Source organism: Aquidulcibacter sp. (genome assembly GCF_044346625.1).
In the GTDB taxonomy this organism is placed as follows: domain Bacteria; phylum Pseudomonadota; class Alphaproteobacteria; order Caulobacterales; family Aquidulcibacteraceae; genus Aquidulcibacter.
On record NZ_JBIIYV010000016.1, the window covers coordinates 15,238 to 33,428 of the forward strand.

Below are 18,191 nucleotides of genomic sequence, written 5' to 3' on the forward strand. Positions count from 1 at the left end.
CGAAGTCTGCAGTATGATTTACGTGATTTCGACCAGTTTGATAGTCCTGATTAGAGGTTCCTGCATGACACGCTCCAATTCTGCGCTTCGCGCCTCTTCTTATCTGGCTGCTGGCCTGATCGCTATCTTCGGTGGATTGATGTGCGCAGGCGCTGCTTTGGCACAAACGCCAGCGCAGACTGCGCCTTCAGAGGCTTCTCAGCAGTCGAGCACAGCTTCAACCACTGTCGAAGCAACGGAAGCGCAAACGCCCATTGCCAAGCCAAAGCGGCGTGGGGCCCGTATGGTCTGTAAGCAAGAAGCCATTCTTGGCACGCGGCTGAAGTCGCTGCGCACGTGCCGGACGGCAGATGAATGGCGCCGGATTTCGCGTGGTTTCCAAGAGCAAGTGAAAAACACGACGGATAAGGGTGGCGCGATTTTTGCCACCAATTGAGTTTTGGACTTAAAAGCCTTTGAACACGGCAATCTCGTCTAAAGGCGCGCGCTCTGTGTGTAATTGGTTGATCGGCGCGTCCTTGTCTTCATAGCCAAGCGCCAACCCGCAATAGATCACTTCATTGTCAGGCAAGCCAAAATGGGCAGCCAAACTTTGGCGCACCATCCCCCAAGCTTCTTGCATGCAGGTGGCGAGGCCCCGTTCTTCGGCGACTAGGCAGATGGTTTGCATCAACATGCCAACATGGGCCCATTGCCCGTGACCCATCGACCGGTCGATGACAAAGAAAATTGCTACCGGCGCGCCAAAAAACTGATAATTGCGCGACATTTGGCCCAGACGCCCAAGCTTATCCTCGCGCGGGATGCCAAGGATCTGGTACATCTCTTCCCCGACTTTATAGCGTCTCGTGCGATGGGGTTCTTTGACTTCAGCGGGATATATTGGGAATTCGCCCGCTTCGCCACGCGGGTTTTCGTTGAGCGATCTTTGCGCCAAGGCAACAACTGCGTCGCGCTCTTCTCCTGCAATCACGATCATCTTCCAAGGTTGCAGATTGCCGCCAGAAGGTGCCGCGCGTGCAATATCCAATAGGGCGCGAACCTCGGCTAAGGGAACGGGGTCAGGCTTAAAGGCGCGCACAGATTTGCGTTGCTTAACAGCGGTTTCGACATTCATGGCTTTTTCCCTGAGCTGGTAATTTTTTCTGACACTAAGGCCAAACATCGGGCGAGGGCAAGCCGCAGTTAGTCTGTTTCCTTAAACAGAAAAACTAACGCCACAGCCACAAGATGATTTTGCATTCGGATTGCGGATCTTGAAGGAGGATCCAATCAAATCATCAACCCAGTCAATTTCTGCCCCTTCTAAAAAGGGCAGGGAGACTTGGTCGACCGCTACTTTCGCAGAACCTTTTTCGATGATGACATCATCTTCGCCTGCGCGTTCAGAAAAACCAAACTCATACTGAAAGCCAGAGCAACCGCCACCATTGACCGCCACCCGAAACAAAGCCGCCCCTGGTTCGGTGGCAATAAGGTGTCCAATTTTCGCCGCTGCGGCATCTGAAACAGAAAACCCTGACTGCATGAGCGTAAGCCTATCTTTGTTAAAAGGCGCAAAAAGGCAGCTTGAACACCAAGCTGTTTTCTTTTCCGTCAACTTTGTCCCTATATGGGGGAGAAACTTGTTTTAAGGAAGACCCTGATGCCTGTTCTATCTCGTCTGGCACCATTTGCCGCTGATCCTGCCCAAAGTCGTGGTAGACGTTGGCCAGAAGCAGAAAGTCAGACGCGCTCGGCCTTCGAACGCGACCGTGACCGGATCATTCATTCAACCGCCTTCCGTCGCCTGAAAGGCAAGACACAAGTGTTTGTTGCCCATGAAGGTGATCACTTCCGCACCCGCCTTACGCATTCTTTGGAAGTCGCCCAGATCGCGCGCTCTGTCTCGCGCAGGCTTGGCTTAAACGAGGATTTGGCAGAGGCCTGCGCTTTGGCCCATGATTTAGGTCATCCGCCGTTTGGTCACACAGGCGAGCACGCGCTGGATGATTGCATGAAGCCTTGGGGCGGATTTGATCATAATGCTCAGACATTGCGCGCACTGACCCGGCTTGAGAGACGCTATCCAAATTTTGACGGTCTAAACCTGACATGGGAGACCTTGGAAGGAACCGTGAAGCACAATGGGCCGATGTTGGCGAATGGGGCAGCGCTCGAAATTCTGGCTCCGGTTTGGCAGGACCTGAATGCCGAGTTCGACATGGGGCTAACAACATTTGCTTCCGCAGAGGCCCAGGTAGCGGCCGTCGCCGACGACATTGCCTATAACAATCACGATATAGATGATGCTCTCACCGGTGGGATTTTTAGCGATGTGGAATTGTGTGACAGCGTGCCTTTGGTCCGCGAAGTCTATGATGCTGCTGCCAAAGATTATCCCAATCTTGATCTGGGCCGGATGCGCGGGGAAGTCATTCGACGTTTAATCGGCATCTGGGTGAATGATCTTGTCGTCGAGAGCCAGCGGCGTATTGCGCTTTATCAGCCACAATCGGTGGATGAAGTGCGTGCTTTACCGCAAGCCTTGGTCGGGTTCTCCGACGAGATGATCGCAAAAGCAGCGACCTTGCGCGAATTTCTCTACGCAAAAATGTATCGGCATTGGCGAATGAATCGCTCGCGCAGCCAAGCGCGGCGAATCGTTCGCGAATTATTCGACGTTTTTCTGGCCGAACCTGATACTTTGCCGCCGGTTTGGTTGCATCTCCACAGCAAAGATTCCACGAAGGCAGCACGGCTTGTATGTGACTATATCGCTGGAATGACTGATGATTTTGCGATTGATGAACATCGCAGACTCTTCAATCTCGATCGCACCTTGTAACAAGGGGCTGGCGCCGACCTAATTGAGAGTTACAAGAAACTTTCTTTTAAGTCTGGAGTAGATTCGCATGGCCAACCGGGATCGTGATTCCTTTGACGATTACGACACTGATGATCAAGACGATGGGTTCTTGACCTTTGACGCGCGCGAAGAAGAAGAAGATCGTAGTCGCGGCCCACTGATCATTATTGGCATTGTTGCCGTGCTCGCTTTGATTGGAGTCGTGTTCTGGCAGGTCTATTCTTCAAGCCGCGAACCTGGCGATACGCCACAAGTCGTGGAGAATAATGGATCGTTCAAAGCTCCTGGCGACCCGGCGGCGACGGCTCCCGTCGTTGGCTCTGATCTTGATAAGGGGGTGTTTGATGCCGCCAGCGGTGCTTCAGCACCTGCGCTGGAAGTTCAGCCTGCGAATCCCGCAGAAGCGCCGATGTTAACGGATGGCAGCGCTGCCCCGGCAGCTGTTGCGCCGGTTCCCGCTCCTGCGCCTGCTACAAAGCCACCGCCACGGGAAGTGGCAGCGGCGACGCCGACCAAGCCTGCCGCGACGACCGCAGCTGTGAAGCCTGCAGCACCCGCGCCAGCTCCTAAGCCAGTTCCGGTTGTCACCAAAGTTGTGACCCCAGTCTCAACGCCAGCCAAAGCGCCAACGCCTGCGGTACCAAAAGCAGTGCCCGTGCCAGCGACCGCTTCTGCGTCGGCTTTCGCCGCGCAATTGGGGTCGTTTAAGGATAAAGCCTCTGCTGACACGGCTTTGGCACGCTTCCGGGCCTCTGGCTTATCGGGGCCTGTGTCGATCGTTGCTGCCGACCTAGGCGCTAAAGGTACATGGTATCGGATCCGCGCGACGGGCTTTGAAAGCCGGTCGGAAGTGGATGTGTTTTGTGGCAAGGCCCGCAGCGCGGGTGCACAGTGCATTCCAGCTTCCCGCTAGGGTGAGGATCGGGCGACCCTAGCATGCCTGTCGCCTGTATCATCGACGTAGCAGGGCCGGTGTTGACCGTGCAAGAACGACGTTTGTTCGCGGCGCGCGATCCTTGGGCTTTTATCCTTTTTGGTCGGTCCTGTGAGACTCCAGCCCAGCTTCGCGCCTTGTGCGAGGACCTGCGCGACAGCGTTGGGCGGGCATGTTTGATCTTTATCGATCAAGAAGGTGGGCGAGTTCAGCGTTTGGGTCCACCCGTCTGGCCGCGCCTACCCGCCTTGTCCTATTATGGCAGGCTTTGGCAAGATAATCCTGCTCACGCCTTGGAAGCCTGCAACTTGCACCACCAGATTATCGGGCGCATGCTTTCCGAGGTTGGGATAAATGCCAATTGCGCACCTTGCTTGGACTTGCGGCTGGAAGGGGCGAGCCGTGCGATTGGCGACCGCGCCTTGTCTGCGGATCCCGCTTGCGTTGCAGATTTAGGACAGGCCGGCCTTGCTGGGCTAAAAGTCGCCGGTGTGGTTGGCGTGTTAAAGCATCTACCCGGCCAAGGCCGCGCTGCGCTCGACAGCCATGAAGCTTTGCCGCGGATCGCAGCTTCGAAAGAGGTTTTGGAGCAAGATTTACTGCCGTTCCGCGCAAACCAGTCCGCGCCCATGGGGATGATTGGTCATGTTGTGTATGAAGCCATCGATCCCGTCGCCCCAGCCAGTCAATCTGCCCCCTTGGTTCAAACTTGGATTCGTGAGGCCATGGGATTTGATGGGCTTTTGATGACGGATGATTTGACCATGAAGGCCCTCGATCAACCCGATGCAGTCAAAACTGCGCGCGTGTTTGACGCCGGCATTGATATCGCGATGCGCTGTCATGGCACATTGGAAGAGCGTGACGCCTTTCTGCAACTGTGTCCTCAACTGGCGGGCGCAAGTTTAGCACGGGCTCAGCGCGCCGAAAGCTATGCCCGGGTACCCGATGTCGCCATGGACTCTGGCCAATTGTGGGCAAGATTCACTGAATTGACCGGCTGGGAGAAAGCGATGACCCTATCGATTTCTCCCGATCCGACCCGAAAGGCATGGGCCTAATATGGCAAGCGACGATGTCCTCGAAGCCGCCCTGCGCGGCGTGGGCGAAAGCGATGTCGCCTTCAGTGTCGATCTTGATGGCTATGAAGGCCCGCTGCACGTCTTGTTGCGCTTGGCCCGCGACCAAAAAGTCGATTTACGGCGGCTATCTATCCTAAAGCTGGCGGAACAATATCTAGAATTTGTCACTGCGGCCCGCTCCGCCCGGATAGATCTGGCGGCCGACTATTTGGTCATGGCCTCTTGGCTGGCCTATTTGAAGTCTCGTCTTTTACTACCACGCAAGGAAAGGCCTGCTGGCGAAGAGCCGGTTGAAGACATCGCCGCGCATCTGGCTTGGCGGCTTGCACGCCTGGATGCCATGCGTGCTTCTGCCGAGGCGCTCTACCAGCGTCCTCAGCAAGACTTGGACTTCTATACCCGGGGCGCGCCGGAAGAGACCGCTGTCACCGAAATCCCCTTGTGGGAGGCGACTATCCTCGATCTCTTGCGCGCTTATGCCGATCAGCGTGTGCGCGGCGTTGAGCCAAAACATGAAGTCAAAGCTTGGCCGGTTTACTCCCTCGATGATGCGCGAAAACGGCTTGAGCGTCTAATGCCGCGCGCAAAGGACTGGCAGGCGTTGGGGGAATTTGCCCCGCCTGTGACGACGTTCACGAAAGAACCCCCTAGCGCAGCGTCTCGCTATGCCAGCCTCTTGGCAGCCAGCCTTGAACTTGCCAAACAGGGCAAGCTCGTCGTGCGGCAATTGGAACATTATGCGCCCCTTTATGTGAAGGCCGGGCCGGAGACTTTGGTGTGACGCAATCGGAAGACGACAGCACCGACGACCGCACCTCGCCGGAGGCGATTGTCGCTGCCGTGCGCAGTCTGGCGCGCGCCAAGCCAGAGCTCGATTTGGTGGATCGTGCAGACCTTTCTGTTGATCCTGCGCCTGATGTCGACCGCATGGTTGAAGCACTCCTATTTGCGAGCGCTGAGCCTGTGCGCGCTACGGCCATCGCTGCGCGTTTGCCCGAAGGGGCTGATGTGGGCGGCGCACTCGCGCGCTTGAAACGGCGTTATGTTGGTCGTGGCGTCGTTCTTGCTGAAGTAGCGGGCGGTTGGCGGTTTCAGACCGCACCCGATCTGGCCTTTCTGATGGAAGAAAGGCGCGAAGAGCCGCGCAAACTGTCCAAAGCGGCTCTCGAAACCTTGGCCATCATCGCCTACCACCAGCCTTGCACCCGCTCTGACATTGAAGAAGTGCGCGGTGTTGGCGTCGGGCGGGGCACATTGGACTTGCTGATGGAGATCGGTTGGGTAAGGGCAGGGGCGCGGCGACAGTCGCCCGGCAAGCCCTTGACCTATCGCACCACGCGGGAATTTCTCGCTCATTTCAATCTAGCAAGTCTCGAAGACCTACCGGGCAAGGCGGATTTGCAAGCGCAAGGACTGCTTGATGCGCGCTTGCCACCTGATTTTGAGGTTCCTCGCCCCATTTCTGCCCAAGATGGCGACGATGGTAATGCTTATGAAGCACTGGACGGTGATGACATTGCCTTCACACAGGATTTCTTTGAACCTTAGATCAAAACGCGCTTTAATTCTGGAACGACGCGCAACTCTGAACCAACCGGTTCAAAACGGGCTTTGATAGGCGTCTGGTAATCCTTTCCTGCTATCACGTTTGCCTGAGAGCTTGCAGCAAGTGACTGGCAAGCGGGGCCTTGGTAGATTATGTGCATTTGAGCAGCCTTGTGGTCAGGGCCGATCAGCGAAACGGAGAATAACATGGGCGGTATGAGTCTGATGCACTGGTTGGTCGTTGCAGCCGTGGCATTGCTGGTGTTTGGTGGACGCGGTAAGCTGTCTTCCATCATGAAAGACGCTGCAGAAGGCATCAAAGGCTTCCGTAAGGGCTTGGCCGATGAACCCACCGCTGCGGCTTCTGAGGCTGCCAAGGTCAATGATGGCAACACAATTGACGTGAGCCCTTCGGCTAAGTCTAAGACCGAAGCGTAATTCGGTCTTTGACCTCTAAAAGTTTGAGGTCAGGAGTCCTCACGCATGTTTGATTCCATCGGTGGTCAAGAGCTGGTCATCATCGGCATCATCGCCTTGATTGTGGTGGGGCCGAAAGAGTTGCCGCTTTTGATGCGCAAAGCGGGGCAGTGGACGTCACGGCTGCGCGGCATGGCGGCAGATTTCCGGGCCAATTTTGACGAAATGGCCCGGCAAGCGGAATTAGATGAGTTGCGTAAAGAAGTCGAAGCGCTGCGTAACAATAACCCGCTACAAGACATCAAGGATGAGCTGACCAAGCCGTTTGAAACCGGGATCGACCCCTACGCCCCTGTCACACCCTACGGATCTGACCACCATCATCAGGTGACCGACCAAGCGCCTGTGATGGAAGCGTTACCTACGCCAGTCGAAGCCAAGCCGAAGCGCGCGCGTAAGCCCAAGGTCGAGGCAGATATCGCCCCCGATGTGGTGGCTGACTCAGAAGTTGCGGCTAAGCCTAAGCGGGCCCGCGCCCCTCGCGCCTCAAAAGCACCTGGAACCGAAGTGGCGTGACCGACCTTATCCCGCACCAAAACCCAGTTGATCCGCCGTTGACGCCCGATGAGGAAGCGATTGAGGCGACCCGCGCGCCCTTGATGGAGCATCTGGTCGAATTGCGCGACCGTTTGCTGTGGAGCATTGGCTCAATCGCCATCGGCTTCTTCATTTGCTTTGCGATTTGGCATCTGCTGCTCGCTTGGTTGCTCTTGCCCTATGAGAATGCCGTCATCGCGGTGAAAGGAGCCGCGGCGCTTAAGTCCGGCATGGGTCTTATCTATACTGCCCCGCTGGAAGCCTTTATCACCCAAATCAAAGTTGCCATGTTTGGTGGGATTTGTCTCTCCTTTCCGATGATTTCTTTCCAGCTCTATCGATTTGTTGCGCCGGGCCTTTATAGCCATGAGAAGCGCGCATTTACGCCGTTTTTGATTATGGCACCTGTGCTGTTCACCTTGGGCGCCGCCATGGCTTATTTCGTCGTGATGCCCATGGTGATGCAATTCTCGCTGCGCCAAGAGCTCGCACCAGCAACCGGCGGGGTCGGCGTGGTTTATCAGGGCAAGATTTCTGAATATGTTGGCATGATCACTACTTTGATCCTTGGTTTCGGCGCATGCTTTCAACTGCCAGTCGTGCAATTGCTGCTGGGCAGGGCAGGAATTGTGGATGGGAAGACGTGGCTTGAAAATGGGCGCTATGCCATTTTCGGGATCTTCGTCGTCGCCGCCATTGTTACACCACCGGATGTGATCAGCCAGTTTTCTTTGGCCATCCCTTTGATCATCCTGTATTATATGGGCGCATTTCTGGTGAAATTGGGCGATCCCAAGGATGCGACACCAAGTTAAAATTTAGCGCTTTCGCCGCGTCACACCGCGCGGCGGACCTCCGGTCTTGCGAACAGGCGTTGTGCCCCGCATAGGGCCACGCATCGCGCGACGTGCGGGGACAGGACCAACTTTCGGCTGGCTTACAATTTCAAACAAAAGCCCGCCAGAGACAGGTGTCGCTTCCAACAGCCGCACGCGCACCTTAGCGCCCAATTCCCAGCGGTCGCCGGTTTCTGCGCCGATAAGCGCATGTCCAGCCTCATCATGATGGAAGTACTCGCTGCCTAACCGCATGACAGGCACCAGCCCATCGCCGCCGGTCTCTTCAAGGCGGACAAAGACACCAAATCGGTTGACGCTGGTGATGCGGGCCTCAAATGTGGCACCAACCCGTTCAGACAAGAAGGCGGCAACATAGCGGTCTGTGGCTTCGCGTTCCGCCGCCATGCCGCGCCGTTCCGTCGCAGTGATGGCTTCTGCGACTTTTTTGAGCTGCTCGGCGCTTGTCTTTTTCAAACCATCTTCGCCAAAGCCTAAGGAACTGATCAGCGCACGATGGACGATCAAGTCTGAATAACGACGAATGGGCGAGGTGAAGTGCGCATATCTGCGCAAGTTGAGGCCAAAGTGGCCCAGATTATCGGTATCGTAAATCGCTTGAGCCTGCGTTCGCAGCACAATCTCATTGATCATTTCGGCATGCTCAGTCGGTGCAGCTAATCCCAGCACCCGATTAAAGCGGGCAGGGCTGGGCGGTTGGCCCTTGGCCCATTTCATATTCACCGTTGCTAGAAAATCGCCCAAGGCAGCGAGCTTGGTTTCACTCGGCTGATCATGGACGCGGTAGATTAAGGGCGAACGATTGTCCTCCAATGTCTCTGCGGCACAGACATTGGAAAGGATCATCATCTCTTCGATCAGGCGGTGGGCATCAAAGCGCTCGCGCAAACCAATCGACAGAACTTTGCCTTCGGGCGACAAGATGATTTTACGCTCGGGACTATTGATCTCCAACGGCTCACGCTGATCTCGCGCCTTTTCCAGTGCGCGATAGGCTGCCCACAGGGGTTGCAGCACTGTGTCGAGCAAGGGGGCGGTCATCGCATCTGGCATACCATCAATGGCCATTTGCGCTTGGGTATAGGTGAGGCTCGCAGCACTCTTCATCAAGCCACGCAAGAACCGATGACTTTGCTTTTGGCCGCCAGCATCAATCTTGATCTCCAGCGCCAGACAGGGCCGCTCGACCCCGTCCATCAGCGAGCATAAGTCAGCCGACAAACGCTCTGGCAACATCGGCACAACCCGGTCTGGGAAGTATACCGAATTGCCGCGCATCAGCGCGCCTTCATCAAGGGCAGAGCCTGGCGTGACGTAATGCGCGACGTCGGCAATGGCGACCAAAATCTTGTGGCCACCGCCCGGCAAGGCTTCGGCATAGACCGCGTCATCATGGTCACGCGCATCATCTGGGTCGATGGTGACTAAGGGGATGTGACGGAGATCTTCGCGGGCACCCAAGGGCGCTGGGCCAGCGCTGGCTGCTTCCTCTTCCTCTTCTGAGGTAAAGCCCATCGGAATAGCGTGCGCTGCAATCGCCAGAATAGAGGCCGCTTTTGGATTCTCGTTATTGCCGAAAATCTCAATAATTTCAGCTTTTTTCGGGCCATAGCCGCGATGGGGTAATAAGCGCGCCGCAACCAAGTCGCCATTGCGCGCGCTCTTGGCATGCTCTGGCAAGATCATCAATTCCTGGCGTTGCTTCTTATCGGCAGGTACCAGTCTGCCACCCCCAGAGCCTGCTTGGCCAGGGCGCACAACTGCCGCCATAAAGACCCCAAACACACGTTCAATGACCCGACCGAGCCGCTTGATGATTTGAACCTCATACTTTCCCTCATGGGTCAAGCGTGTCTTACCAATAAAACGATCCCCAACGCCGGGGGGCGGACCTACTTGGCGCACTGGCGACCGCGTGCTCGCGAGGCGCACCAGCGGGCCATAAAGCTCATCCTCTCGGCCAAGTGCGCGGGCCATCAAATCGCCTTGGCTGTCGATCTCAATCAATTGGAACATGCCACCTTCAGGGGGCACGGTACGACTGGCAACTTCTTTACGACCGGTTTTGGCAATCGCGCCTTCATCGGCGAGTTCACGCAGGATCGCCTTTAGCGCACGACGCTCATCACCTTTGATGCCGAAGGCGATAGCGATTTCACGCGGACCAATTGCGGTCTTGGCTTCGTTCAGAAAGGCCAGCAAGGTGGCTTTGTCTGGCACACCCAACGCCGGGCGCGTCACTGTCTTTTTCGGCGGTTTGCCTTTTTGGCCGTTGCCACGACCCTTCGTCTTCATGCACTTGCCGCCTTCTTAGCCGCTGGCTTTTTAGCGGGGCCCTTTTTCTTGGCAGCGGGTTTTTTGGCCGTGGCGGCTTTCTTTGTGGCCGGTTTAGCCGTTGCAGACTTCGCAGGACCGGTCTTTTTGGCGGGCTTCTTCTTGCCAACCCCGACCAGGGCGACCCGGGCTTCGATCAAGGCAACAGCAACTTCACGCGTAATTGAGGCAGGGTCTTGGCCCTTAGGCAGGGTCGCATTGGTGGTGCCATCTGTCACATAGGGGCCATAGCGACCCGCCATCACTTTAATCACTGGCCCGCCATCTGCAGGGGCGGCAAATTCTTGCAAAGCCGCAGCAGCTGTGCGCTGGGGCCGTCCACCCCCTGCAAGCTTTTCCGCCAAGACAGTGACGGCGCGGTTTAGGCCAATCTCAAACACATCTTCGATGGTCCCAACATTCGCATAGGTCTTGCCATGCTGCACATAAGGGCCAAAGCGGCCGAGATTAGCGACAATTGGTTCGCCATCTTCTGGGTGGGTGCCGACGGTGCGCGGCAAGGAAAGCAAGCGCAGGGCCCGCTCCAGCTCAAGCTCAGCCGCTGACCAACCCTTGGGCAAAGAGGAGCGCTTGGGCTTTTCGCCCGCGCCCAACTGAACATAGGGGCCAAAGCGGCCGGCCTTAAGCCAGACATCGAGACCTGTTTCAGGGTCGGACCCCAAATTGCGGTCGCCACCAGCTTCTGGCGAATCCCCAGTAGGTGCGGTCAATTGGCGGGTATAGCGGCATTCAGGATAGTTTGAGCAGCCGATGAAAGCTCCAAACTTACTGGTCTTGAGCGACACCCGACCATCCGCGCAGGATGGGCAGGCGCGAGGGTCAGAGCCGTCGCCCTTATCTGGGAAAATATGGGGGCCAAGTGAGTCATTGATGGCATCGAGCACTTGGGAAGTCCGCAAGTCGCCGGTGTCCGCAATCGCTTTGGAAAAATCCTCCCAGAATTCGCGCAGCAAGATGCGCCAACCCAGGTCGCCCGAGGAGACTAGATCTAGGCGCTGCTCCAAGTCTGCAGTAAAGTCATATTCGACATATTTGGCGAAGAAATTTTCCAAGAATGCCGTGACCAGACGGCCCTTGTCGTCCGGAATGAAGCGGTTCTTGTCCATGTGCACATATTCGCGGTCGCGTAGCACAGTCAGGACCGATGCATAGGTCGATGGGCGGCCAATACCCAACTCTTCCATCTTCTTGACCAAGGTCGCTTCAGAATAGCGCGGTGGCGGTTCTGTGAAATGTTGGGTCGCGGCGATGTCGGTGGCCGCCACGATGTCGCCTGCCTTTAAATTGGGTAGACGGCGGCTATCTTCATCTTCCTCATCATCGCGGCCTTCTTGATAGAGTGCGAAGAAGCCATCGAACAGAACGACTTGGCCGGTCGCCCGCAAGCCGGCGCGGCCATTGGCATCAACCAAATCAATTGTCGTGCGCTCCACAATCGCTTGTTCCATTTGGCTGGCGATGGCGCGCTTCCAGATCAGATCATAGAGCTTTGCCATATCGGCTTCGAGCCGCATTTTTGACGGATGGCGGTTAGGGTCCGTTGGTCGAATTGCTTCATGCGCTTCTTGAGCATTCTTGGCTTTCGAACTGTAATAACGAGGTTTTTCGGGAACATACTCGCTGCCAAATCGGTCGCCAATCACAGCACGACACTGCATGATCGCAGCTTGATCCATCGCGACGCCATCGGTTCGCATATAGGTGATCAGGCCGACGGTTTCGCCGCCAATATCGACCCCTTCGTAAAGTCTTTGTGCCACCTGCATCGTCCGCTGCGCGTTAAAACCCAACTTGCGGCTGGCTTCTTGTTGCAAGGTCGAGGTGGTGAAGGGGGGGGCGGGCGAGCGTTTCAGTGGCTTGGCTTCCAGGCTGGCCACCGTATAGCTGCCTGCCATGACGGCTGCCTTTGCCGCTTCAGCCGAAGGGGCGTCTGGCAGATCAAACTTATCGAGCTTCTTCCCGTCTAGGCTGACGAGGCGCGCCTCAAAAGCGGCCCCAATTTGGGCTTTAGTTTGAGCGGACACGGTCCAATACTCGCGCGCCCGAAAGCGCTCAATCTCCATTTCGCGCTCAACAACAAGGCGCAGCGCCACAGACTGAACCCGCCCAGCAGAGCGTGATCCCGGCAACTTCCGCCACAGGACTGGCGAGAGATTAAAGCCTACCAGATAGTCTAGCGCGCGGCGCGCCAAATAGGCGTCCACCAATTCCTGATCAATCTGGCGCGGATTGGCCATTGCGGCCAACACCGAATCCTTGGTGATCGCATTGAAGGTCACCCGAGAAACCGCTTTGTCTTTTAGAACTTTTCGCGATTTCAGCGCTTCGAGCAAATGCCAAGAAATTGCTTCACCCTCGCGATCAGGGTCGGTGGCAAGGATTAAACTGTCAGCATTCTTGACCCGTTCAGCAATGTCGCGAATGCGGGCCGCGCCTTTACTGTCGGCTTCCCAGACCATGGCGAAATCATCATCGGGGCGGACGGAGCCATCTTTGGAGGGGAGATCGCGCACATGACCAAAGCTGGCGACCACATCATAATTGGCCCCCAAATACTTATTGATGGTTTTTGCCTTAGCGGGTGATTCAACGACAACAAGATGCATATTTGACTTATCAGACTAAGAAAGGGCCTCTGCAAATGCAGAACCTCACGGGCGGAGGTGTGTTCGCAACGGGGCTAATGTCAATGGCTTTCCGCAAAACTAAGTGTAATGCATCTTGACGTGTGACCCTTGCGTGATGCAACTAAAAATATATTCATGCAACGAAGGCTATTATAGAGTGAGCCATACCCGTCGCATCAACGCCAGTCACGCCCGAAATTTCCGCTGATTGCCCGGAGGTGGCTGATTTCATCCGCAATCTCGTCCTCGAACTGGAACAATTGAGCGAGGATCACGACTTGGAATGGAGTAGAGGTTTGCTTACGGGCGGCAGCGTCCGAGGCGCGTCGCGCGAAAGAGCGTGCCCGATCGGTCAAACCGGGCCTGAAACCAGGCCGCCGGGCTGGATGATTGCCCGCCCGCCGAGTTCAAGTTCAGCGACGACTGCTGCCAACGTGCGCCATGGCAGGCCAGAATCGGTCGACAGATCAGCCAGACTAACCGGCACCGGCGACAAAAGTGCTGCCACGCGCTCGATTTCATTCTGTGTGAGGGTTACGCCTTGCTCAGCATGACTGTAGCCAATGGGCTTGTTCACTTTTAGGCCTGTCGCACCCTGCAAACAGGCCGTAACGTCTTGCACACTGGGAACCAGATGCGCGCCATCCTTGATCAGGCTGTTTGGTCCTGCCGCGCGGAGATCGAGGAGAGACCCCGGCACCGCCATGACATCGCGGCCCTGTTCCGCTGCTAAACGGGCGGTGATCAAGGACCCGGAGCGCGCTTCGGCTTCCATCATCACAATACCTTGCCTCAGGCCTAAAATAATCCGGTTGCGCCTTGGAAAGTCACGCGCATGAACCGCCGCATAAAGCGGACTCTCAAGGACCATGAGCCCGCGCTCAGCAATCTCGTGATTGAGGCTTTGATGTTCGGGGGGATAAATATGGTCAAGGCCACCAGCCAAAACCGCTATCGTGCCTGTTGTTAGGCTTGCGCTATTAGCGGCACCGTCAATCCCGCGCGCTAAACCTGCGACGACGACATAACCGGCTTGCCCTAACCCTGTGACAAACTCGCGCGCAAGCGTTTAGCCCGCAGCGGAGGCGTTTCGGGCGCCAACAATTCCAACCATCGGCTTTTGTAATAAGCCAGCCTGTCCGCACACACGCATGATCGGCGGCGGAGGGGTAAGAGTTGCGAGGCCGATGGGGAAGTTAGCCTCACAGGCGGCAAGGATCTGACCGCCCATTGCCTGAGTGGCGGCGATCTCGTCTTCAGCTTGATCGGCAGAGATCATGTGGATCGGCCTACCGCGCGCCTGCTTGATCAAGACTGGTAGGGCTGACAATACGGCGCTGACTTGACCACAACGTCAGAGGAGGCCGAAAAAACTAACCGGGCCTATTCCCTCACTGCGCGCTAATCTTACCCAATCCCGTCTTTCTTTATCGCTCAGCACATGCTGGGTTTGCATCACTATTTTTTGCCAATTTTGGGCTCTTCACCTTTGATCAGGCGGGCGAGATTGTCGCGGTGCCGGATCCAAACCAACACAGACATGAAAAGCGTTGCCCCAACCCCAATAGGGCTGGCATGAAATGCCACTGCAATGAGTGGCGCGGCAGCAGACGCTACCAGCGCACCTAATGACGAATAACGAAACACATAAGCTGTAGCCAACCACAGGGCTGCAGCCAAAGTACCCACTGGCCAAAGGCCAATCAACAAGGTGCCAAAGAAGGTCGCAACCCCTTTGCCACCATTAAACTTCAACCAAACCGGAAAACAATGTCCTAAAAGGGCTGCGGCCCCAGCGACATAACCGGCATCTTGAGACAAAAACTCACGCGCAAGCACCAATGCGAGGGCGGCCTTAGCTGCATCAAGGAACAAAGTCGCCAGCGCCACGTCTTTTCGACCGGTCCGCAACACATTGGTCGCGCCAATATTACCAGATCCCACTTGGCGAATATCGCCAAGGCCCGCCAATCGGGTCAACAGCAGACCAAACGGTATGGAGCCCAATAGATAGCCACCTACTATCGCAATCAGATAATCCATGGACCCCCCGAGACGTGTTGAACCTGTGTGTGCTTAGTCAAGGGCACTAAAGACCTTTTTGCCGCCCACCCAAGTTGTCAGGACTTTACCCTGCAATGTCCGACCATCATAGGGGGAATTGCGCGATTTCGAGATCATGCGGCCGGCATCAAAGCGGATTGGGAAACCCAAATCCACCAAGATCAGATCCGCAGGGGCACCTTCAGCAATCCGGCCCTGCGGCAGGCCGAGGATTTGCGCTGGGGCTAAAGTCATGGCCCGGACTAAGTCCAACAACTCAATCAAGCCCTCATGATAGAGGATGAGCGCGGCTGGCAGCAGCGTTTCAAGCGCACTTGCCCCGAAGGCTGCTTCGTCAAACGGCAGACGTTTTTCTTCGGCGGGGCGTGGATCATGGCCCGAGACAATGACGTCCACAACGCCGGACTTGACGCCATCGATCAGCGCGAGGCGGTCTTGCTCGCTGCGCAGAGGCGGCGAGAGCTTGGCAAAGGTGCGATAATCGCCCAGATCATTTTCGTTTAAGGTCAGATGATGCACGCTGACCGAGGCGGTGACATCCAAGCCTTGCGCCTTAGCCGCAGCGATGCGGGGCAAGGTTGCCTCTGACGAGATCATGTCGAGCAAGAGTTTTGCCCCCGTCAATTCCGCCAATTGAATGTCGCGATTGGCGGCGATGGTCTCAGCCGCACTTGAAATGCCGGCAAGGCCCAGACGCGAGGCCAGCTCGCCCATATTCATCATGCCGCCCTCGCTTAAAAAGGCGTCTTGCGGGCGGGACGCCACCAAGGCGTCAAAGGCAGAAGCATAGGACATACAGCGCTGCATGATGCGCGTGCTCACAATCGGGCGGTCACTATTGGTGAACAAGACAGCCCCAGCGTCGGCCATCAGACCAAGTTCAGCGATCCGTTCGCCCTTCAGGCCAACCGTGAGGGCACCGGCTGCCAAGACGCGCGCGAGTGAGCGGTCGCGTCCGCGCCGGGTGATGAAGTCGACTAAAGCCGCGTCATCGATCACCGTCTGGGTATCGGGCTGCAGTACCATGGTGGTTACCCCACCCGCCACAGCGGCTTTGCCAGCCGTGCTTAAGCTTTCGCGTTGCTCTTCGCCGGGCTCCCCCGTTGAGACGTGGAGATCAATTAGGCCGGGCATCAAAGCGTGGCCATCACAATTGATGATGATCGCCTCTGAACTAGCGGCCACCTGCGGGCCCGAAGCAAGGATCACCTCACCTTGGACGAGAACTTCGCCTGGACCATCAAACTGGGTCGCAGGATCTACCAGACGCGCGTTGATGTAGTGATAGAGGGGCTCAGACATCGTCTGTCTCCTCATTGGAACCGTGGCTGGCGAGGGCTTCGAGGACCGCCATACGCACGGCTACACCTGATTCAACCTGGTCTACGATCAGAGACACGCGCGGATCATCGGCAATATCAGAGTCGATCTCGACCCCCCGGTTCATCGGCCCCGGATGCATGACCTTTACATGGGGTGCAGCAACCGCCAGCTTACGGGCATCAAGGCCGTAAAAGCGGAAATATTCCCGCGCTGACGGCACATAGGCACCATCCATCCGCTCAAGCTGTAAGCGCAGCATCATAACGACATCAACGCCAGCAAGGCCTTCCAACATATTGTGATTAATCTCACAGCCCCAGCGATCGACGTCTGCGGGCATCAAGGTTGGCGGCGCAATCAAGCGGACGCGCGCGCCCAGCATGGATAAAAGAATGACGTTGGAGCGGGCAACGCGGGAGTGGAGTACATCGCCGCAAATGGCCACCACCAAGCCTTCGATATGACCAAAGGAGCGCTTCAGCGTTAGCGCGTCGAGTAAGGCTTGGGTTGGGTGTTCGTGGGTGCCATCGCCTGCATTAATCACCGAACAGCTTACTTTGCGCGCCAATAATTGCGCCGCACCCGAGGCTGCATGGCGCAAAACCAGAATATCTGGACCCATAGCATTCAAGGTCGCTGCCGTATCCAACAGCGTCTCGCCCTTGGAAACTGACGAGCTTTTTACCGCCATATTGACGGTGTCCGCGCTCATGCGCTTACCCGCCAGCTCAAATGAGGCTTGGGTCCGGGTCGAGTTCTCAAAGAAGAGATTGACGAGGGTGCGGCCCTTTAAGGTAGACAGCTTCTTTTCGCGCGCCTGGGTGAAGGGCAAGAAAACCTCGGCACGCTCTATAAGTTCCAAAGCCTCCAGCCGGTTCAGGTCACCGATCTGCAAGAGGTGGCGCTTGGTAAAGGGGGCGCGGGGTGGAGGACTATCGGGACTCATGACGTTGCACGCCCCCAGACATTATAGCCCGCAAACCGCGGAGTATTCGGCAAATACATGTCATTGACTTCGGTGCACACAAACCCGCCGTGTTCCAACATGGATTGCGTATTGCGGGTAAGGTGACAGCCGCCGGCAATGGCCTTCCACACAGGCTCAATCCGCTTTTGCCAGCGCACGACATCGGCATCTGGGGCAAGGCCATGTTCGCAGAACAGGATTTGGCCATCAGGCTTCAACAGGCGCTTAGCCTCAGCCAAGGCACCCGCATAGTCGGGAATGGTGCAGAGCGCATAGGTGAACAAGATTGTATCCGCGCAGGCATCGGGCAGGCCTGTGGCTTCGGCCCCAGCCACAACTTCTTCGACCACAATATCGGTGCGCCAGTCTTCGCGCTTCCAAGCGAGCATGCTCGCCGACGGTTCAACCGCGATGACTTTTTCAACCTTGCTGGCGTCCAAGAAGGGTAAATTGGTGCCAGAGCCAAAGCCCATATCAACCACGACACCATATGCGCGCGGCACAAGCTTTGACCGCTGTTTGGCGATTGGCTTTGCCCCACAGGCACAGCCGATGAAGCGTGGCAGAACAAACCGGTCATAGAGCCCAAAAACCAT

Annotated in this window: 19 protein-coding genes and 2 pseudogenes; 9 read left to right on the plus strand and 12 right to left on the minus strand. The window is 56.5% G+C overall.

What is annotated here, in order from left to right; translation table 11 throughout:
• Window positions 1–64: 64 nt before the first annotated feature.
• Window positions 65–436 carry a hypothetical protein gene (locus ACIQ20_RS06210; RefSeq protein WP_395778447.1) on the plus strand — a complete coding sequence of 124 codons (372 nt, stop codon included), beginning with the start codon at window positions 65–67 and terminating at the stop codon, window positions 434–436.
• Between the two features lie 9 nt (window positions 437–445).
• Here the strand turns inward: ACIQ20_RS06210 and ACIQ20_RS06215 are convergent, their stop codons facing one another.
• Together ACIQ20_RS06215 and erpA are read right to left on the minus strand one after the other, a co-directional pair.
• Window positions 446–1,117: a nitroreductase gene (locus ACIQ20_RS06215; protein WP_395778449.1), complete on the minus strand. Its 672-nt coding sequence runs from the start codon at window positions 1,115–1,117 to the stop codon at window positions 446–448.
• Between the two features lie 81 nt (window positions 1,118–1,198).
• On the minus strand, window positions 1,199–1,600 hold the full coding sequence (gene erpA, locus ACIQ20_RS06220) for an iron-sulfur cluster insertion protein ErpA (protein ID WP_395778451.1): 402 nt from the start codon (window positions 1,598–1,600) through the stop codon (window positions 1,199–1,201).
• Between the two features lie 45 nt (window positions 1,601–1,645).
• Here erpA and ACIQ20_RS06225 point away from each other — a divergent pair, with 45 nt between their 5' ends.
• The 8 genes from ACIQ20_RS06225 (at window position 1,646) to tatC (ending at window position 8,238) form a co-directional block, all read left to right on the plus strand.
• Window positions 1,646–2,827: a deoxyguanosinetriphosphate triphosphohydrolase gene (locus ACIQ20_RS06225; RefSeq protein WP_395778453.1), complete on the plus strand. Its 1,182-nt coding sequence runs from the start codon at window positions 1,646–1,648 to the stop codon at window positions 2,825–2,827.
• A 67-nt stretch (window positions 2,828–2,894) separates the two neighbouring features.
• The gene (locus ACIQ20_RS06230; RefSeq protein WP_395778455.1) at window positions 2,895–3,761 is read left to right on the plus strand and encodes an SPOR domain-containing protein; all 867 of its coding nucleotides are present in this window, start codon (window positions 2,895–2,897) and stop codon (window positions 3,759–3,761) included.
• Between the two features lie 23 nt (window positions 3,762–3,784).
• Window positions 3,785–4,843, plus strand: a complete 1,059-nt coding sequence (locus ACIQ20_RS06235) for a glycoside hydrolase family 3 N-terminal domain-containing protein (protein WP_395778457.1) — start codon at window positions 3,785–3,787, stop codon at window positions 4,841–4,843.
• 1 nt (window position 4,844) lies between these two features.
• On the plus strand, window positions 4,845–5,645 hold the full coding sequence (locus ACIQ20_RS06240; protein ID WP_395778459.1) for a segregation and condensation protein A: 801 nt from the start codon (window positions 4,845–4,847) through the stop codon (window positions 5,643–5,645).
• 146 nt (window positions 5,646–5,791) lie between these two features.
• Complete coding sequence (scpB, locus tag ACIQ20_RS06245; RefSeq protein WP_395778528.1) at window positions 5,792–6,412, plus strand: SMC-Scp complex subunit ScpB; 621 nt, start codon at window positions 5,792–5,794, stop codon at window positions 6,410–6,412.
• Window positions 6,413–6,616: 204 nt separating this feature from the next.
• On the plus strand, window positions 6,617–6,847 hold the full coding sequence (gene tatA / locus ACIQ20_RS06250) for a twin-arginine translocase TatA/TatE family subunit (RefSeq protein ID WP_395778461.1): 231 nt from the start codon (window positions 6,617–6,619) through the stop codon (window positions 6,845–6,847).
• A gap of 45 nt (window positions 6,848–6,892) precedes the next feature.
• A complete protein-coding gene (tatB, locus tag ACIQ20_RS06255; RefSeq protein ID WP_395778463.1) occupies window positions 6,893–7,402 on the plus strand; it encodes a Sec-independent protein translocase protein TatB in 510 nt (169 codons plus the stop codon).
• The gene (tatC, locus tag ACIQ20_RS06260; protein ID WP_395778465.1) at window positions 7,399–8,238 is read left to right on the plus strand and encodes a twin-arginine translocase subunit TatC; all 840 of its coding nucleotides are present in this window, start codon (window positions 7,399–7,401) and stop codon (window positions 8,236–8,238) included. Before tatB ends, tatC begins: the two co-directional genes overlap by 4 nt.
• Window positions 8,239–8,241: 3 nt before the next feature.
• Here tatC and rnr read toward each other — a convergent pair whose 3' ends face one another.
• The 10 genes and pseudogenes from rnr to ACIQ20_RS06310 form a co-directional block, all read right to left on the minus strand.
• Window positions 8,242–10,575, minus strand: coding sequence for a ribonuclease R (gene rnr, locus ACIQ20_RS06265; RefSeq protein ID WP_395778467.1), 2,334 nt, complete (start codon window positions 10,573–10,575; stop codon window positions 8,242–8,244).
• The gene (topA, locus tag ACIQ20_RS06270) at window positions 10,572–13,220 is read right to left on the minus strand and encodes a type I DNA topoisomerase (RefSeq protein ID WP_395778469.1); all 2,649 of its coding nucleotides are present in this window, start codon (window positions 13,218–13,220) and stop codon (window positions 10,572–10,574) included. The genes rnr and topA overlap by 4 nt, the downstream gene beginning before the upstream one ends.
• 197 nt (window positions 13,221–13,417) lie before the next feature.
• Window positions 13,418–13,597, minus strand: a complete 180-nt coding sequence (locus tag ACIQ20_RS06275) for a hypothetical protein (protein ID WP_395778471.1) — start codon at window positions 13,595–13,597, stop codon at window positions 13,418–13,420.
• Window positions 13,594–13,863 carry a hypothetical protein gene (locus tag ACIQ20_RS06280; RefSeq protein WP_395778530.1) on the minus strand — a complete coding sequence of 90 codons (270 nt, stop codon included), beginning with the start codon at window positions 13,861–13,863 and terminating at the stop codon, window positions 13,594–13,596. Before ACIQ20_RS06280 ends, ACIQ20_RS06275 begins: the two co-directional genes overlap by 4 nt.
• An 18-nt stretch (window positions 13,864–13,881) precedes the next feature.
• Window positions 13,882–14,295, minus strand: a pseudogene (locus tag ACIQ20_RS06285) (DNA-processing protein DprA); the annotation flags it as partial.
• A 15-nt stretch (window positions 14,296–14,310) separates the two neighbouring features.
• A pseudogene (locus tag ACIQ20_RS06290) lies at window positions 14,311–14,697 on the minus strand (hypothetical protein).
• A gap of 2 nt (window positions 14,698–14,699) precedes the next feature.
• Entirely contained in the window at window positions 14,700–15,284 is a 585-nt protein-coding gene (gene plsY, locus ACIQ20_RS06295; protein WP_395778473.1) for a glycerol-3-phosphate 1-O-acyltransferase PlsY, read from the minus strand.
• Between the two features lie 33 nt (window positions 15,285–15,317).
• On the minus strand, window positions 15,318–16,607 hold the full coding sequence (pyrC, locus tag ACIQ20_RS06300) for a dihydroorotase (RefSeq protein WP_395778475.1): 1,290 nt from the start codon (window positions 16,605–16,607) through the stop codon (window positions 15,318–15,320).
• On the minus strand, window positions 16,600–17,574 hold the full coding sequence (locus ACIQ20_RS06305; RefSeq protein WP_395778477.1) for an aspartate carbamoyltransferase catalytic subunit: 975 nt from the start codon (window positions 17,572–17,574) through the stop codon (window positions 16,600–16,602). The genes pyrC and ACIQ20_RS06305 overlap by 8 nt, the downstream gene beginning before the upstream one ends.
• Window positions 17,571–18,191 carry a class I SAM-dependent methyltransferase gene (locus tag ACIQ20_RS06310; RefSeq protein ID WP_395778479.1) on the minus strand — a complete coding sequence of 207 codons (621 nt, stop codon included), beginning with the start codon at window positions 18,189–18,191 and terminating at the stop codon, window positions 17,571–17,573. The genes ACIQ20_RS06305 and ACIQ20_RS06310 overlap by 4 nt, the downstream gene beginning before the upstream one ends.

Bases quoted from the DNA above. Each gene is read 5' to 3' on its own strand.
- plsY (WP_395778473.1), bottom strand. From the start codon at position 15,284: ATGGATTATCTGATTGCGATAGTAGGTGGCTATCTATTGGGCTCCATA.
- ACIQ20_RS06310 (WP_395778479.1), bottom strand. From the start codon at position 18,191: ATGGTTTTTGGGCTCTATGACCGGTTTGTTCTGCCACGCTTCATCGGC.
- ACIQ20_RS06305 (WP_395778477.1), bottom strand. From the start codon at position 17,574: ATGAGTCCCGATAGTCCTCCACCCCGCGCCCCCTTTACCAAGCGCCAC.
- topA (WP_395778469.1), bottom strand. From the start codon at position 13,220: ATGCATCTTGTTGTCGTTGAATCACCCGCTAAGGCAAAAACCATCAAT.
- tatB (WP_395778463.1), top strand. From the start codon at position 6,893: ATGTTTGATTCCATCGGTGGTCAAGAGCTGGTCATCATCGGCATCATC.
- tatA (WP_395778461.1), top strand. From the start codon at position 6,617: ATGGGCGGTATGAGTCTGATGCACTGGTTGGTCGTTGCAGCCGTGGCA.
- ACIQ20_RS06240 (WP_395778459.1), top strand. From the start codon at position 4,845: ATGGCAAGCGACGATGTCCTCGAAGCCGCCCTGCGCGGCGTGGGCGAA.
- ACIQ20_RS06210 (WP_395778447.1), top strand. From the start codon at position 65: ATGACACGCTCCAATTCTGCGCTTCGCGCCTCTTCTTATCTGGCTGCT.
- ACIQ20_RS06225 (WP_395778453.1), top strand. From the start codon at position 1,646: ATGCCTGTTCTATCTCGTCTGGCACCATTTGCCGCTGATCCTGCCCAA.
- ACIQ20_RS06235 (WP_395778457.1), top strand. From the start codon at position 3,785: ATGCCTGTCGCCTGTATCATCGACGTAGCAGGGCCGGTGTTGACCGTG.
- scpB (WP_395778528.1), top strand. From the start codon at position 5,792: ATGGTTGAAGCACTCCTATTTGCGAGCGCTGAGCCTGTGCGCGCTACG.
- ACIQ20_RS06215 (WP_395778449.1), bottom strand. From the start codon at position 1,117: ATGAATGTCGAAACCGCTGTTAAGCAACGCAAATCTGTGCGCGCCTTT.
- rnr (WP_395778467.1), bottom strand. From the start codon at position 10,575: ATGAAGACGAAGGGTCGTGGCAACGGCCAAAAAGGCAAACCGCCGAAA.
- pyrC (WP_395778475.1), bottom strand. From the start codon at position 16,607: ATGTCTGAGCCCCTCTATCACTACATCAACGCGCGTCTGGTAGATCCT.
- ACIQ20_RS06230 (WP_395778455.1), top strand. From the start codon at position 2,895: ATGGCCAACCGGGATCGTGATTCCTTTGACGATTACGACACTGATGAT.